Source organism: Alteromonas alvinellae (assembly GCF_902705805.1).
This window is the reverse complement of the sequence record NZ_CACSIH010000229.1, coordinates 1-15,132: the sequence shown is the minus strand read 5'-3', so window position 1 is coordinate 15,132 and position 15,132 is coordinate 1. Positions and strand designations below refer to the sequence as shown.

General features: G+C 42.2%; 17 protein-coding genes. 8 read left to right on the top strand and 9 right to left on the bottom strand.

Translation table 11 applies throughout. From position 1 onward, the window contains the following. Positions 1-2 precede the first annotated feature (2 nt). The gene (locus ACX5KA_RS18005) at positions 3-1,802 is read left to right on the top strand and encodes an acyl-CoA dehydrogenase C-terminal domain-containing protein (protein WP_039224025.1); all 1,800 of its coding nucleotides are present in this window, start codon (positions 3-5) and stop codon (positions 1,800-1,802) included. Positions 1,803-1,954: 152 nt separating this feature from the next. After that, positions 1,955-2,839, top strand: coding sequence for an alpha/beta fold hydrolase (locus ACX5KA_RS18000; RefSeq protein WP_458731801.1), 885 nt, complete (start codon positions 1,955-1,957; stop codon positions 2,837-2,839). 94 nt (positions 2,840-2,933) lie between these two features. Here ACX5KA_RS18000 and ACX5KA_RS17995 read toward each other — a convergent pair whose 3' ends face one another. Continuing rightward, a complete protein-coding gene (locus tag ACX5KA_RS17995; protein WP_039224031.1) occupies positions 2,934-3,332 on the bottom strand; it encodes a DUF3718 domain-containing protein in 399 nt (132 codons plus the stop codon). 253 nt (positions 3,333-3,585) lie between these two features. On the opposite strand from ACX5KA_RS17995, the gene ACX5KA_RS17990 reads away from it, so the two are divergent. Together ACX5KA_RS17990 and ACX5KA_RS17985 are read left to right on the top strand one after the other, a co-directional pair. Beyond that, on the top strand, positions 3,586-3,987 hold the full coding sequence (locus tag ACX5KA_RS17990; RefSeq protein WP_458731800.1) for a winged helix-turn-helix domain-containing protein: 402 nt from the start codon (positions 3,586-3,588) through the stop codon (positions 3,985-3,987). Then, complete coding sequence (locus ACX5KA_RS17985; RefSeq protein ID WP_458731799.1) at positions 3,977-4,729, top strand: hypothetical protein; 753 nt, start codon at positions 3,977-3,979, stop codon at positions 4,727-4,729. The genes ACX5KA_RS17990 and ACX5KA_RS17985 overlap by 11 nt, the downstream gene beginning before the upstream one ends. 70 nt (positions 4,730-4,799) lie before the next feature. Here ACX5KA_RS17985 and ACX5KA_RS17980 read toward each other — a convergent pair whose 3' ends face one another. The 4 genes from ACX5KA_RS17980 to ACX5KA_RS17965 form a co-directional block, all read right to left on the bottom strand. Beyond that, complete coding sequence (locus ACX5KA_RS17980; RefSeq protein ID WP_458731798.1) at positions 4,800-5,672, bottom strand: amidohydrolase family protein; 873 nt, start codon at positions 5,670-5,672, stop codon at positions 4,800-4,802. A gap of 84 nt (positions 5,673-5,756) precedes the next feature. Then, complete coding sequence (locus tag ACX5KA_RS17975) at positions 5,757-5,987, bottom strand: outer membrane protein (protein ID WP_458731797.1); 231 nt, start codon at positions 5,985-5,987, stop codon at positions 5,757-5,759. Continuing rightward, positions 5,938-6,378, bottom strand: coding sequence for a hypothetical protein (locus ACX5KA_RS17970; RefSeq protein WP_458731796.1), 441 nt, complete (start codon positions 6,376-6,378; stop codon positions 5,938-5,940). The genes ACX5KA_RS17975 and ACX5KA_RS17970 overlap by 50 nt, the downstream gene beginning before the upstream one ends. Positions 6,379-6,588: 210 nt before the next feature. Further along, the gene (locus ACX5KA_RS17965) at positions 6,589-6,987 is read right to left on the bottom strand and encodes a DUF3718 domain-containing protein (RefSeq protein WP_039224045.1); all 399 of its coding nucleotides are present in this window, start codon (positions 6,985-6,987) and stop codon (positions 6,589-6,591) included. 451 nt (positions 6,988-7,438) lie between these two features. Between ACX5KA_RS17965 and ACX5KA_RS17960 the strand changes: the two genes are divergently transcribed. After that, positions 7,439-7,633, top strand: coding sequence for a hypothetical protein (locus ACX5KA_RS17960; RefSeq protein ID WP_458731795.1), 195 nt, complete (start codon positions 7,439-7,441; stop codon positions 7,631-7,633). Between the two features lie 193 nt (positions 7,634-7,826). Here ACX5KA_RS17960 and ACX5KA_RS17955 read toward each other — a convergent pair whose 3' ends face one another. Together ACX5KA_RS17955 and ACX5KA_RS17950 are read right to left on the bottom strand one after the other, a co-directional pair. Continuing rightward, the gene (locus ACX5KA_RS17955; protein ID WP_039224051.1) at positions 7,827-8,219 is read right to left on the bottom strand and encodes a DUF3718 domain-containing protein; all 393 of its coding nucleotides are present in this window, start codon (positions 8,217-8,219) and stop codon (positions 7,827-7,829) included. Positions 8,220-8,378: 159 nt separating this feature from the next. Further along, positions 8,379-9,281 (bottom strand): LysR family transcriptional regulator, encoded by a 903-nt coding sequence (locus ACX5KA_RS17950; RefSeq protein ID WP_039224054.1) that lies wholly within the window; start codon positions 9,279-9,281, stop codon positions 8,379-8,381. Positions 9,282-9,512: 231 nt separating this feature from the next. Here ACX5KA_RS17950 and ACX5KA_RS17945 point away from each other — a divergent pair, with 231 nt between their 5' ends. Beyond that, positions 9,513-9,962, top strand: a complete 450-nt coding sequence (locus tag ACX5KA_RS17945; protein WP_458731794.1) for a MaoC family dehydratase — start codon at positions 9,513-9,515, stop codon at positions 9,960-9,962. A 185-nt stretch (positions 9,963-10,147) separates the two neighbouring features. On the opposite strand, the gene ACX5KA_RS17940 is transcribed toward ACX5KA_RS17945, so the two are convergent. Together ACX5KA_RS17940 and ACX5KA_RS17935 are read right to left on the bottom strand one after the other, a co-directional pair. After that, positions 10,148-10,312 (bottom strand): entericidin A/B family lipoprotein, encoded by a 165-nt coding sequence (locus ACX5KA_RS17940; protein ID WP_084081973.1) that lies wholly within the window; start codon positions 10,310-10,312, stop codon positions 10,148-10,150. Between the two features lie 17 nt (positions 10,313-10,329). Next, a complete protein-coding gene (locus tag ACX5KA_RS17935) occupies positions 10,330-11,313 on the bottom strand; it encodes a mechanosensitive ion channel family protein (RefSeq protein WP_039224154.1) in 984 nt (327 codons plus the stop codon). 420 nt (positions 11,314-11,733) lie between these two features. Here ACX5KA_RS17935 and ACX5KA_RS17930 point away from each other — a divergent pair, with 420 nt between their 5' ends. Both ACX5KA_RS17930 and ACX5KA_RS17925 read left to right on the top strand, forming a co-directional pair. After that, the gene (locus tag ACX5KA_RS17930) at positions 11,734-14,439 is read left to right on the top strand and encodes a TonB-dependent receptor plug domain-containing protein (RefSeq protein WP_202942381.1); all 2,706 of its coding nucleotides are present in this window, start codon (positions 11,734-11,736) and stop codon (positions 14,437-14,439) included. 190 nt (positions 14,440-14,629) lie between these two features. Continuing rightward, positions 14,630-14,932 carry a 4a-hydroxytetrahydrobiopterin dehydratase gene (locus tag ACX5KA_RS17925; protein ID WP_014949251.1) on the top strand — a complete coding sequence of 101 codons (303 nt, stop codon included), beginning with the start codon at positions 14,630-14,632 and terminating at the stop codon, positions 14,930-14,932. Positions 14,933-15,132: the final 200 nt, after the last annotated feature.

Sequence of the window (15,132 nt, the reverse complement as noted above, 5' to 3'; positions counted from 1 at the left end):
GTATGGAAGGTTATAAAGCTCCACAACGTGACGCCATGTTTGTAACACATGAGCTACTAGATTATCAAAATCACTATCAAAAACTGGGTTTCGATGAAGCCTCGGAAGACCTAGTTTCGGCGATTTTCGCTGAAGCGGCTAAGTTTTCTGAAAATACGCTTGCACCTATCAACGCGTCTGGCGATGAAGAAGGGTGTAAGTGGGTTGATGGTGAAGTCACCACGCCAAAAGGGTTTAAAGAAGCTTATCAAACCTATGTTGAGGGTGGTTGGCCAAGTATGTCTCACCCAGAAGAATTTGGTGGGCAGGCACTACCGTATTCGCTGTCTTCAATTATCGCAGAATGGTTCTCTGGTGCTAACCATTCTTGGGCTATGTATCCAGGCCTGAGTCAGGGATGTATGGAAACCCTTAAAGCACACGGAACTGAATTGCAGCAAAAAATGTTTCTTGAGAAGCTGATCAGCGGTGAGTGGACAGGCACAATGTGTCTAACTGAAGCACATTGTGGTTCAGACCTTGGTATGTTGAAATGCCGCGCAGAACCGCAAGAAGATGGTACGTACAGTTTAACGGGCACAAAGATTTTCATCTCAGCTGGTGAACATGATATGTCCGAAAATATTGTACACATTGTGTTAGCTCGCTTGCCTGACGCACCAGAAGGTACCAAGGGTATTTCTTTGTTTGTTGTGCCTAAATTTAATGTATCTGAAGACGGTGAAAAGCAAGACCGCAATGCGGTAAGCTGCGGAAGCATAGAACACAAAATGGGTATCAAAGCCAGCGCAACCTGTGTGATCAATTTCGATGGCGCAAAAGGTTATTTGATAGGCCCACCTAACCGTGGTCTAAACTGTATGTTTACCTTTATGAATACCGCGCGTATTGGCACAGGCCTTGAAGGCTTAGCAGCGTCTGAGGCGGCTTTCCAAGGTGCGTTACGCTATGCAAAAGACCGCATTCAGTTCCGTTCGTTGACGGGGCGAAAGAATCCTGAAGGCCCAGCCGATCCCATTATTGTGCATCCTGATGTGCGCCGTATGCTGTTAACGCAAAAAGCGTTCGCTGAAGGTAACCGTGCGCTAGCGGCTTATTGTATGCAATTGGTTGATATTACACTCTACGGAAACGATGCGGCCGAAAAGCAAGTTGCCGATGCAAAACTTGCGTTCTTAACACCTATTGTAAAAGCCTTTTTAACAGAGACTGCGCAAGAATCGACCAGTTACGGCATGCAGGTTTACGGCGGGCACGGCTTCATTAAGGAATGGGGCATGGAGCAGCTGGCTCGCGATACACGAATTTGTACTATGTACGAGGGTACAACGGGTATTCAAGCTGTTGACTTACTAGGCCGTAAAGTAATGGGTTCTAACGGTGAGCTATTGAACGTATTTGTGCAAGAAGTGCGTGATTACTGCAATTCATTGCGCGACAACGCGCAGTTTAGCGCTTGGACCAATGCACTTAACTCTCATCTTGACGAGTGGCAGCAGATTACTATGGATATAGGTAAAGCCGCAGCGTCAAACCCTGACGAAATAGGCGCAGCGTCTGTCGATTACCTAATGTACTCAGGTTATGTCACCGTTGCTTACTTCTGGCTTAAAATGGCCGTGAAGGCACAAGAGCAGCTTGATGCAGGTAGCACTGAAACCGAGTTTTATAAGAGTAAAATTTTAACAACGGGCTTCTATTTTGACCGTTTATTAACCCGTACTCGCTCGCTTGTTTCAGCTATGCAGTCAGGTGCTGACAACTTAATGTCTATGCCAGAGAGCATGTTTGCCATCGAATAGAGACATAAAAGCCAGGCAAGTGCGTCAAGAAAAGGCGCACTAAAGGCCGAGAAAATAATGTAGCCGGAAAAATGATTTAATCAGTAATCATTGGATACCTTATTTTGCTCGGCTTTTTTGTTTCTTAAAATCACATAGAGGAAGTGAGCACATTGGTTGATTCCAAATACGCAATGGTTGATGGGGCCTCCATTCATTATTTATCCCGAGAAGAAGAGGGCGCAAAGAACCCTTTAATTATAATGCTTCATGGCTTCCCAGAGAATGCACATACGTGGGAGGGGTTAATGGCGATACTCCCCACAACACTTGACATCATTGCTCCAGATTTGCCTGGTTATCATTTATCGAGTCCACTACCTAGTGAAACGGACTACCAGGTTCCATCATTGATAGGTCGAATGGCCGCCTTCATCGAGAAAGTTAAAAAAGGCCGAAAGGTTATTTTGTTGGGACACGATTGGGGCGGGGCAATAGCGTGGCCCCTAGCAGCCTTTCACCAAACATTGATTAGCAAACTGATCATTGTAAATGCTGCGCATCCATCTTGTTTCACACGTGCAATTAAAACCTCTTCTATGCAAAGAGAAAAAAGCCAGTATATCGCTACGCTCATAGATAGGAACGCAGAACGTATTCTTTCAAATACAGACTTTCAGCTATTGAAAAATATGATCGGAAGCTGCCTTTTTGAGCAAAAATCGAGCTACTCAAGAGAGTTACTCAACGATTGGCGTGACCCTGGAACCCTTAGCGCGATGCTCAGCTACTATAGGCAAATGCCACAACAAGTGCCTCAAATGAATGTATCTAAAAAAGTGTTAGATGACATTCGTATACCCGAGATATTTATTCACTGCCCAACGCTACTATTATGGGGAGAGCAAGATGATGCATTTGATTTAAGTGTAATAGATAAAATTGAACACTATGTTCCGCAGATTACAAAGCGGTTCAATCCGAGTGCGTCGCATTGGTTACACAGGGAAAAGCCTGAGTGGGTGCGAAAAGAAATGATAGATTTTTTAAGGGCTTAGAATGGGGTGAGGCCCCTAAAAGGGGCCTCCAGTGCGGCGTCCTGCCGCTACCATGTTGAACCGATGTATCACATGGTGTGACTAAATTGTTGTATTAAATTCTGCCGTCAAGCTCAACTGAAATAGGTGAACTTTGTAGACCTTGCTCAGCAATCCAGGCTTGTAAAGTTTTGCCGTCTGACTCTGGCTGAGCCAAATCTTTACTTGGCATTTTCTTAACAAGAAGCGTACCCACTTCAACCGCATTATTGGTTAGAGCGGTGCGAATAAGACTTTGGCCGTTACAAGAAATGCCAGAGTAGTAATCGCGAAGCTTTAGTTTGTAGTCTGACTGCACGCTACGCATTTTCTTGCGAAGTTCACCTTTGTCATCGGCTTGAACAATTGTGCAAATGTTTGCTAGCGCTTCGTTGATGTCATCAGCTTGAGCTGCGTTAGAGAAGGCTAAAGTAGATGCCGCAATTACTAGAGAAGTTTTAACGATTTTCAACATGGTTAAATTCCTTCGGTTGTTGTTTTTAAGATTATGTTTGTTCGTTGGAATGCATTAAACCCTAATCTAAGTTGTTGAAAAACATATACTGAAATAACTGGGTATAGTTTCCTATACGTGTAGGGCAAGGGTTGCAATGAAGGGCAACTATACGAAAATACATCGTAGTGTCGTGCTATTTTTTATCTCGTCTAGTTGTATTATATTATCCTTATGTTTCTAGTTTGCTGTTCAGTAAATGGAGTGAATAGTCATGGATGCTTCCGCTTGCTTTGAATTAAATGGGTTCAAATTTAATCGTACAGAAAATACGGTCGAAAAAAGTGGCGTTGTCGTAAAACTCACTAATAAAGTTTCTGAAGTATTAGCATTGTTGTTGAGTGCGAATGACGAAGTGGTGACAAGAGATATATTGCTTCAGGAAGTTTGGCCCAATAGATTCGGAGCCGATGAATCGCTCTCTAGAGTTATTTCGGATCTGAGAAAAAAGCTAGAGCTATTGGAGCCAGGTCTGAGCTCAGCCGTTGAGACTATTCCCAAACGTGGCTACAAATTCAATAAATCAATTATAAAAACAAACCCGAACGAAACTGTTAGTGTGAAAAAGCCTACTCTTTCAAATCGGCTTGGCTTACATCCATGTAGTGAGAAATGAAATTGTTGACGCAGATACTCAAGCTCAAGAGTGCCTTGCTCGCAGCATACGATTCATGAACTGTTGGGTTCATAAAGCTGAAGTTCATGAATATACCGGTGAAAAGAAAGTTCTCAATCAAATTCACGAGGTAATGAAGAAACTCGCACCACCCGTTACAAAAACATTGACTTTACATGAGCTAAATCACAGCGAGTTCGAAAATAGAATCGAACGCATCGAAGCATATTTAAGTAGCGTTAATGAATATGATTTTAACGTTGGTTTCTTTCCTCAAGTTTATTTGTACTCAGTATCACAAGTGCTCAATGGACAGCAAGAATGCTATGGTGATCTTGCTTTGTCGAAAGTATCCAGCGGTCAATCGCTCTTGTTCAGAAAACTGCTTTATCCAAACGATGTTAGCAATGAACTAAAGATTGTCGAAGAAATTACGCGAGCGTTAGAGACAGATAACAGAAGCCGCTACTACGACTATTATTTAGCGCAGCTTTATACGCAAATGGGTCAATATAGTGAAGCACTCGAAATATTAGCAACTTTGATTAATAACAGATCTGTTCCGTTAAGCTTTGAGCGATTTTATGGAATTGAAAGTGAACCCTTCTTTCATAAAATGATTGACATACCAAGGTTTAAGATGCTTCTAGAAAAACACGAAGAAAATAAATTAGCATTAAAGATGGCCATTTCAGAGAACAATAAGACGGCCAGTATAATTGAACGGGCTATGGCACTTTAACGCGTATTTTTCTTTGCTTTATGTTGGCGCATTTGTGTATCCGTTAGCCCCAAAATCTGGCAGCGTTATTTTAGAAGATATCAGCTTTCTGCGTAAGGGTTAGTGCATCACTGTCATTTATCATTGCTATTGCATCGTCAATAATATCAGGCCATACCATCTGGTCGCTCCCATACAGGATACGGTTTCCAAAACCCGCATCAGTCAGTGCTATTATATATTTGATGACTTCTTTCTCTGGCAGGATCCAATTTACAACCGCAATATCAACATAGACATTGGGGTGCATGTATAAAAGTGATTTTAAGTCTTCGATAAAGGGCCAGCCACCATGCATTATATACAGTTTTAATTTCGGGTATTTCACTAACAGATTATCTATTTGACCCGGCGATGCATTATATGCGCGCATTGAGCCCAGCATCTCTGGCAAATAGTGCAAGCCAAAGTTAGGGCCCCCAGGAAAAATATGTACTCCAATTGGCACTCCGAGCTCTTCTGCAAGCTTGAAATAACGCTCAATTGAAGGGTGGTCTAATCTCTTACCCTCATAAAACGGCGCGACTTCAGCGATAACATCTAAATAACCAAGCTCATGTTGCTTTTTTAGTATTGATGGCGGTTTTGTCGCGTTTGCTACTAAAATCGTAGTTGGCGCATCTTCCAACCATAATTCACCAGCAGTCACTACTGCTTTCACAATATTGTATTTATGAAATCGTTGCAGCACTTCTTGTTTTAGATGCTCTGCGTTTTTCACTGCACGGTAGGTTTTGCCTCGAAGCGTTGGGGGATGTTCAAGACCAAACAATGGACTTTGTTCTTTATACGCGTGAATATGTACATCAATGATAGGACCCGAATATTTTGACGCAGAATAAGCCGATAGAGAGAAAAAGGTGCATACTAGGGCAGTTATGAATATCGTGTTTGGCATAGTCATAAACTTTTATCCAAGTAGAAGCCTAATTGAAACAATCATGCAAATAAATGCTGAGGCGATTAAATTAATCGCCTCCAAAGCCTTTTAGAAGCGGTATGCTATTGATGCTGACCATGTTGATAAGTCAACTGCTCCAGTATCACCTAAATCGCCATTAGAGTATTGAAAGTACTCAAGTCTAACTAAAAAGTTCTCAGATAAATTCCAGTTTACTCCGGCACCATAAGAGAATTCATTACTGTAATTTTCCCGTCCAAATTCAGGCCTATCGGGTAGAAATGCGGTTAATACAATGTTTGTCGTTGTGCCCAGCATTACATAGGGGGAAAGCGTCTGATCTGCAAAAAAATCTATAACCAATAGATGTATTCGTTAAACCATAAAGTTCTATGTCTAGACCTCTTACAGTTTCTCCACCTCGTGGGGTAACTCGACTTTCTGATTTTGAAAAGCCCTTTCCATGACGCAATTCGACAAAAATACCATTGTCGAAAACATAACGCATCTGAGCTAAAGCTAAATCGATATCTACCTCTGCTTCAATGTCTTCTATTGAACCACCCGGTGTACATGCACACTGGTCATAATTTTTAGGTTTACTTGTGCCTAAAGTTAGTCCTATCTCTATATTTGCCAGTGAATTAAAAGAACAGAGTGCCGTGCAAGCGAATAGCGCTAAAAATTTTTTGTTGAGTGAAGTTTTCATTTTAATCTCCATGAATAATATTTGCCTTAATGGCAACAAAATCATGGACGTATAGGACTAACAAAACCGTTCTTTTTCCTGAAGAAAGCCTGAGCTAAGGTTGATATTTTTTTGAAAAAAAAGAAAAAGGCCCCGTAGCAGTGGGGCCTCTCAGTGCAGCATTCGCTGCTACCATGTTGAATCGATTCACATGGCAATGTGAAAGAGGTATTAAATCCTATCGTTTAGCTCAGCTGAAATTGGTGAGCTTTGCAGACCCTGCTCAGCAATCCACGCTTGTAATGTTTTACCGTCAGCTTCTGGTGCCTGTAGATCTTTACTTGGCATTTTCTTAACAAGCAATGTACCCACTTCAACAGCATTGTTTGAAAGTGCAGTTCTGATTAAGCTTTGACCGCCACAAGATATGCCTGAGTAGTAATCGCGAAGCTTAAGCTTGTAGTCTGATTGCACACTACGCATTTTTTTGCGCAATTCACCCTTATCATCTGCTTGAACGATAGTACAGATGTTAGCTAGCGCTTGGTTTATATCATCTGCTTGTGCCGTGTTAGAGAAAGCCAAAGAAGATGCTGCAATTACTAGTGAAGTTTTAACGATTTTCAACATGGTTAAATTTCCTTCGTTTGTTTTAATAATTGGTTTGTTTGTTCGGGGTTAATTAAAAAACAACCAAGATGATTAAAAAACATTCACTCAAATAACTAAGTATATTGGTTTGTACCTTATACTAAAGATGTAGAGGAGGAGGTGGCGCTATAGCCTTTAGTATTAAAGGGATTGAGAGCTAATTGCACAATGAAGAATGAAATTGTGAAACGATCAAAAAAGTGCGAAGAAACAGCATCTATGCTTTTTCTTTGCGTTGAAATGGCGTCAAGGTTGCAATTGTGACCCCATCTTTATTTCGGTAATAAAACACCAAACATGTTGAGATTAATTCTTCAACGTTGGGTTTGCGTGAACGGTCATCTATTTCGTTACTGCGTATTGAGCGATGCGTCGCCAAAAAGCGCTACAAAGCTAGTAAGGTTCTCAGCAATCTCAAACGTCTATTTTGTTGAACAGAGCAAACTTATCGTTACCCAATGAGGTTAAGCGTCCAGGTTATGATGTGGAGAATGTTCATACGGGTATTGTTCACATTGGTGTCGGCCTTCGCGAAAATGACCGTGCCATGAAAAAAGTGTTCGACGAGCAAGATAACCTATATACCTTGATTGAAAAGTACAATGACGGCGCTTGCAATGCGTAAGTGATTGGCGTAATGACAGGTTTTCTTATGACTAAAGCGAGTAAGTCAATCTAAGTTCGCTGGAATGAAAAGAGGGTAGTGCATTACCCTTTTTTGTGTCTGCTCCAAAGAAAAAAGCGACCCGAAGGTCGCTTCTTAAAGTGCAGATTTCTCTGCAACCATGTTGAACAGGTTCACATGGCGTGAAATTGTTTTACAGTCGGTCGTTGAGCACCGCTGCAATTGGGTTATCCTGTAAGCCGTTTTCGGCAACCCAAGCCTGTAGTGTTTTACCGTCAGCTTCAGGTGCCTGTAAATCGCTCTTTGGCATTTTCTTAACCAGCAATTCACCTGCTTCTACAGCATTGTTCAAAAGAGCCGTGCGGATAAGGCTATTTCCACTGCAGCTAATACCTGAGTAATAGTCTTTTAGCTTCATGCGGTAGTCTGACTCTACAGAACGCATTTTTTTACGTAATTCGCCTTTGTCGTCTGCTTGTACAATAGTACAAATGTTTGCAAGCGCCTCGCTCACATCAGCCTGAGCAACGCCCGATACACCTAGTGTCGCCGCGATAACAAGAGAAGCTTTAACGATTTTCAACATGGTTAATTCCTCAAGTATTTTAAAAGTTTGTTTGTTCGTTCGGACTTAATTAAACGCAAAAAAATATCTTTTTGAAATGATGGGAGTAATACTTAGGTATGAGGTTTTATAACCAAGCTTTATTCAAAAAGAACGCCCCAATGGGGCGTTCTTTTTAAGCTAGTGCGGCTTGAAGTTACTTGCTACTTCCATTATTTGTTCGCGCATCCACATGTGTGCGTAGTCGTGGTCTGCACTGACGTGCCAATACAGATAATACTCTACTGCAGGTAATTCGAATGGCATTTCATAAATGGCGAGGTCGTAGTGTTTTGCCAAGTGAAACGGCAAACACGCTATTAAGTCTGTTTTAACTATGGTACTTGGCACCGTTAAAAAGTGTTGACCACGCATTACCTCTTTTCTTCTTTTGCCCATTTTGTCTAGCGCTACATCAATGGGGCCTGCGCCTGATTTACGTTGAGACACGTTAATATGCCCCAAGCGCAAAAATGTATCTAAGTTTAAGCCGTTTTTTAGAGCAGGGTGGTTTTTACGAGCAAGCACTACAAACCTGTCTTGTGCGATCTTTTCTTTGCAAAGGTGAGGGTCAGTGAACGTAGATGCATCAGCAAAAAAATCTAATGTACCCGCTGCCATAGCAGATACTACTTGGCTTCTAGGTATCTCATAGTTGGTCAAGCCAATGTTGGGCGCTAGATTCTGAAGGCGAGCAACCAATCGAGGCATAATACTAGCCTCAAGTAAATCTCTGCTTGCAAAATTGAAAGACTTCTCGGCAGTTAAAGGGTCAAACGTGTGGCTTTCCTGAACGCTTTTGCGCAACAATGCCAATGCTTGACGCGCAGGCACAATAATGTTTTGGGCTACAGGTGTTGGTGTCATGCTGTGACCAGTACGAACAAACAAGGGGTCGTTTAACATTTCTCGTAGTCTTGCGAGAGAGTTACTTACTGCTGGTTGAGTAATACACAAGACATCTGCTGCCTTGGTTAAGCTTCCTGCCGTATAGATGGCGTCGAATACTGCAAAAAGGTTCAAATCGATTCTATTGAGATTCATAACTAATCCTTTAAGAGCGAGTGCCCTGAACATAGCCAATAGATGAAGAGGCGCTAGTTTGCACCACAGTGCTTTTGGCCAACACTTTGATGACTTGCTACATAGCATCTACGTATAATTTACGTTAGTGTAACAGGAATACTTATAAATACCTATTATTAAAAGTTAATTGAAGTATTCAACTAAATAATAGTAGTTTTGTCGTTAATAAACGGAAATTGGACTGGAATTATGAAGACACTTTTAGATTTAGCGATAGATGAGTCACTTACGCAACCCGAATGGTTAACAGTAACACAGGATATGATTAATCAATTTGCAGATGCAACAGGCGACCATCAGTGGATTCATCTAGATTCGGTTAAGTGCGAAAAAGAAAGTCCATTTAAAACGACAATTGCTCACGGCTTTCTCACTGCCAGTCTCATGCCTAAAGCGTTTGCAGAGGTTATTGCCCCAAGTGAACGCATCGCATCAATGATTAACTATGGAATAGATAAGCTACGCTTCCTTGAACCGGTCAAGAGTAACGACGCAGTTAAGTATCAATTTAAACTCGTTGATGTTAGTGAAAAGCCGCAAGGCAAACTGTTTAAAGTTGAGGCGAGTTGTTTGTTGAAGTCAAGTGGTAACCCTGCACTGGTTGGAGGGTTTCTCATGTTAGCGGTGCTCAAGCCCTAATGACGTGGTAACGTTTAGCAGTATGAGAGGATGTCTATTACCTTGCGTTACATAAAAGACTGAATAAGTATCACCTTAAAAAATTAGGTGCTGTTGTAAAAGGTAACCTTTAGAAATGTAAAAGCCTGATGCGTTCTAACTCTGTTAAAAAGCATCAGGCTAATCTCACATAAGTAAATCAAAGCTTAATTAGACGCTTCTTCAGCACCTTCTTCTACTGCTTCACCAGCGCTTTGAATATCTTTGCCGGCGCCTTCAATCGTTGCGCAGCCGCCTAAAACTCCAAAACTTGCTGTGATAATCATAGCTAAGAATGCGTGTTTAAGTGATTTTGAATCTAATATTTCCATCTTTATCTCCTTTTACATTACTCGTTCCCAGGCTGATCTGGGGGGGCACCTGCTTTTACATCAGACTGCTGGTTTGATGAATTTGAATTGTTATTAGTACTTTGCTCATTGTGCTCTTTCAGCATGGCATTAAGTTTGTCTCCACCTTTGGCATTAAAGTCCAACGTCCTGATTGGGAACGGGATAAGAATATCGTTGTCTTCAAGCACCGTTTTAATCGTATTGATGGCGTCGTGTCTAACCATCATAAAACCGGGCTCGCCCGGGTAGCGGATCCAAAACCACAGCAATAAATTAATACTAGAGTCGCCAAATGATTCTGCATACACGGCAGTTTCATCTTTTTTGATAACGTAATCTTTATCGTTCATTGCGTTGGTAATGACGTTAGCTGCAGTCTCAATATCGTCTGCATAAGAAATCCCGACAGGGATCTCTATCCTTCGATATCCTAAACTGGAGTAATTTGTCAGTATATTTCGGAATAAAATTTTGTTAGGGATAACTTCAAGTTGCCCGTAGAAGGTCTCGACGAGAGTATTTCGAAGATTAATTTCTTTCACATTTCCAAACACACCCTCTGCCTCAATGACATCGCCGATTTCGAAGGGCTTTCTAATCCCCATTGCTATCCCAGCTATGAAATTTTCTGTCATATCCTGGAAAGCAAAACCGACGGCCAGTCCAACAATACCTGCACCTGCAAGCAATGAAGTAACTGTGCCTTTGAGGCCGACAAAATCTAGCGCTATAAATATGCCCGCCAAGAGGACAATGGATTTGATAATTGAAGTGAGCAGACCGGCAATTTGACGCGATTCAAACGTGCGCCGCATTAACTTGCCAACAACGTTACCTACCATCTTTGCTATAACGCCGAACAATATGGCAATGAGAAAGGCGACGACAAGATTAGGAAGGAGAGTAATTGCACCTTCTATCCAGCTTTCAAGCTTCGAACTTAGCAGCTTATATACCTCATCTACCTTCGGAAAATCCATAACCCTCATTACCATTTACTTAGTTATAACCAAGCTGATTCAAGAATTGAACCGTAAAATAAAATTCTCAAGTTACTGATTTTTATATATTAAGTTTTTTAGTGTGGTCAGTGCTGAAAACGCAAGAGTGAATAAATTACGCACACAGAGAAACATCTTCTCACTATGCTTTTTAGAAACTGTGACTGAGGCATTGGGTTCTGTAGCCTTAAGTCTATCTGGTCTGACCATGTGTAAAATTAATGTAAACATATTATTCACAATAAATTTACAAAGATAAAATTCGAGCATAGTATCAATCATGTAGGTCGACATTCTGTCACCTCCAAACAATAACAACACGAAATCGAACAGCCTGTCGCTAGCGGAAAGTGTGGGTAGTAATGCCGGTAGTGATAAGCCCAGATTTGGAATCACACTATGAAATTTAAAACGCGTAAGACAGCAGTGGCGGCAATGGTCGGTACTGCTTTATTTTGCTCTCCTTATATCGCATCAGCCCAAGAAGCAGACGTTGAAAGTGAGCAAGAAGCTAAGAAAGACGTAGAACTCATTTTGGTTACCGGTAGTTTTGTTCGCCGTAGCGAAAACTTCGAATCTCCTTCTCCACTAGCCGTGGTAGATAGCGTGGCTATCGACGCGATTGGCGCAAAGAATATTGCGGATATTACACAAACACTCACTATTAACACGGGTGCTGAAAACAACCCAGATGCTTTTACGCAAAACGCAACAGCGGGTACGTCGAATATTAACCTTCGTGGTTTAGGCGTAGCGTCTACTCTGGTTTTACTTAACAACAAGCGTCAGGTCGTTACAGCGCAACCAACGAACGAAGGCCTGAACTTCGTCGATACCAGTTCTCTTGTACCGATGATTGCCATTGATCGTATGGAAGTGGTTAAAGATGGTGCGTCGGCTCTGTATGGTTCTGATGCCGTTGCAGGTGTCGTTAACTTTATCACCAAACGCAATTATGACGGAGCAATGGTAAGCCTTGACTATCAAGATGGTGCGCATGGCGACAACAAAGAATACATTTTACAAGGTTTATGGGGCGCAACCGGAGATAACGGAAGCGTACTAGCGGCGATAAGCTATACCAACCGTTCGCCGCTTTTTCTCAGCGATAGACGACTAAGTCGTCCCCAAGACGATACAAGTGCTCTGGGTAACCCAGGCTCTTTCTTCTTAAATATTCCAGGTGCAGGGGCACTGCCCATTATCGACCCGTACGGATGTGAGGAGTTTGGTGGCGCACCCGATTTACTTGCGCCAAGTGGTACAGTGCCAGGTTTAGAAATTGGTTTTTGTGGTTTTGATTTCGGTAAATTCTATTCATATGTTGCCGATGAGAGCCGAACAAATGCTTATGTACGTGCAGACTACGAGTTCGATAACGATATTACATGGTCGGCTGAATTCAGTTTAGCGAGAAACCGTGCTGAACGTGGTGGAGCACCGAGCTTCCCAATTTTAACCTCTCCAATTGTTCCGGATTATCATCCGCAGAATCCATTTGGTCAGCCTGTCGCTTTCTTCGGCCGTGCAGAAGGTAACGGCTTCCCTGGTGACCCAGCTAATACCGAATCAGATACCTTTCGCTTTAGCACCAGTTTACAAGGTGTAACAGACACTGGGTTCTGGGAAGTAAGCTATACACGTGCGGTTAACGATTTTGTATATAGGGTTCCTGACGTACTAAATACCGAGTTTCAGCTTGCGCTATACGGTCTAGGTGGCTCTAATTGTGACCCTATCGCTGGAACGCCAGGGGTAGGGGATTGCGAATTCTTCAACCCATTTGCAACGTCTTACACAACGGCACCTAACTCTGATTACGTGGTTAGCTCCTTTACGGGAACCGAAGTGATTGACTCTAAAGCTGACCTCGAAGTTTTCGAAGCGTTTACATCGTTTGATGTGTTCGAAATGGGCGGTGGCTTTGCGGCGTTAGCATTGGGTGTTCAATATCGTGAAAACCAGCTTAGCCAAGATTACGATGACCTTGCTAACCAAGACAGTTTCACATTCGTTATCGGTAACCCTGATATTGATGGTAGCCAGGATGTATGGGCGGCGTTCGGTGAACTTGCATTACCAATAAATGACGAATTAGATGTTCAGCTAGCGGTTCGTTATGAAGATTACGGCGGTAGCATTGGAAGTACGGTGGATCCAAAGTTAGCGATTTCGTGGCGTGCGACTGATGAGTTTTCACTTCGGGGCTCGATATCTACGTCGTTTAGAGCGCCAACAGTGTTCTTAGCACAAGGTGGCGCAACGTCGTTGCAACAGCTTATTGACCCCGTTCAAGGTGCTACGGCATTTGTAGCTGTTAGAACATCGGGTAATGAAGAGCTAAAACCCGAAGAGTCGACAGCCTATAATATTGGCTTCTCATACGAGCCTTTCAGAGACTTTTCTGTTGAAGTTGATTATTGGAATTTCGAGTTTGAAGACCTGATCATTCAAGAGAACGCGCAGGCGGTACTAAATGAAGACCCGACTAACCCAGACCGCGTTATCCGTGCTGGAGACCCGCTGACTGGGCCTGTTCTTCAAGTAAATAACACATATGTTAACGCGAGTTCTATGGAAACATCGGGTCTTGATTTTGTAACCAGTTATAAAATAGAGACAGACTTCGGTAACTTTACACCTACGTTGAATGCGACCTACATCACTAAGTATGACTTGATGGACCCACAGGCAGGAAACATTGATGGTGCTGGACGCCGTAACTTCAATAACATTGGAGTGTCTTCACCTGAATTACGTGCGAACTTGGGGCTGGCTTGGCAAAACGATATTCATGCAGCCAATATATTCCTTCGCTACATCTCATCGTATGACGATGATCAAAATTGCGCGGACGGTACTGCAAACGTGGGTGGTTGTTCAGGTGGCTATTACGAAGTGGATAGTCACTTGACGGTAGATGCTCAATACAACATCGACTTAGGTGGCTTATATGATACAGAACAAAGTTATGTATTGACGTTAGGCGCAATTAACATGTTCGACGAAGAGCCTCCACAGCTATTCACTAACAGCGGGTTTGACTCTAAGGTTCACGATCCACGAGGTCGTCAAATCTATGCGCGCTTAGCTATCGAGTTCTAATCTATTAATAAGGTAGAAGTATAGCCACCCTTTGACTATAAAATTTGAAGGGTGGCTTTTTTGTAAACCTTAGCCTCCACTCCTCTTTGTGATTTTGTCTCCAGTCTCTTCTAATGTTAAACCAATCGATTAAAGTATCTCGTAGTAGGTAAGACTTTTACGTAATCATCAGTGATTGAAGGAGACAAGAATGGCGACGAAGCTGTCTGATAATGAAATTAACGAAAAATTGAAAGCGCTCAACGAATTGGTTTCCGATGATACACCATGGGAGCAAAGTGGAGACACTATCAAAAAGACGTTTATGTTTAAGAGCTTTATCCGAGCTTTTGGGTGGATGTCTCAAATTGCGATTTGGGCGGAAAAGCTAAAACATCATCCGGAGTGGTTCAATGTTTACAATAAGGTAGAGGTAACATTGACTACGCACGACGCTGGTGGGCTCACAGAATTAGATTTTTCGTTAGCTGAAAAAATGGAAAAATTTAAATAGCTTGAATCAACGTGTGTAAATGGGAGCTAAAAATCGGTTAATTCGTATTAACTTTGTTCATGTTGGTCAATTAAACCGCTAACAGTCAGAAAAATGAAATATTTCGCATGCTGGTACTTGTGTTGCGAAAGTCCCTATGTATAATACGCACCACGTTGAAGCGAGGCATTAAATGAAGCGCTTGCATCAATAATTTTCTG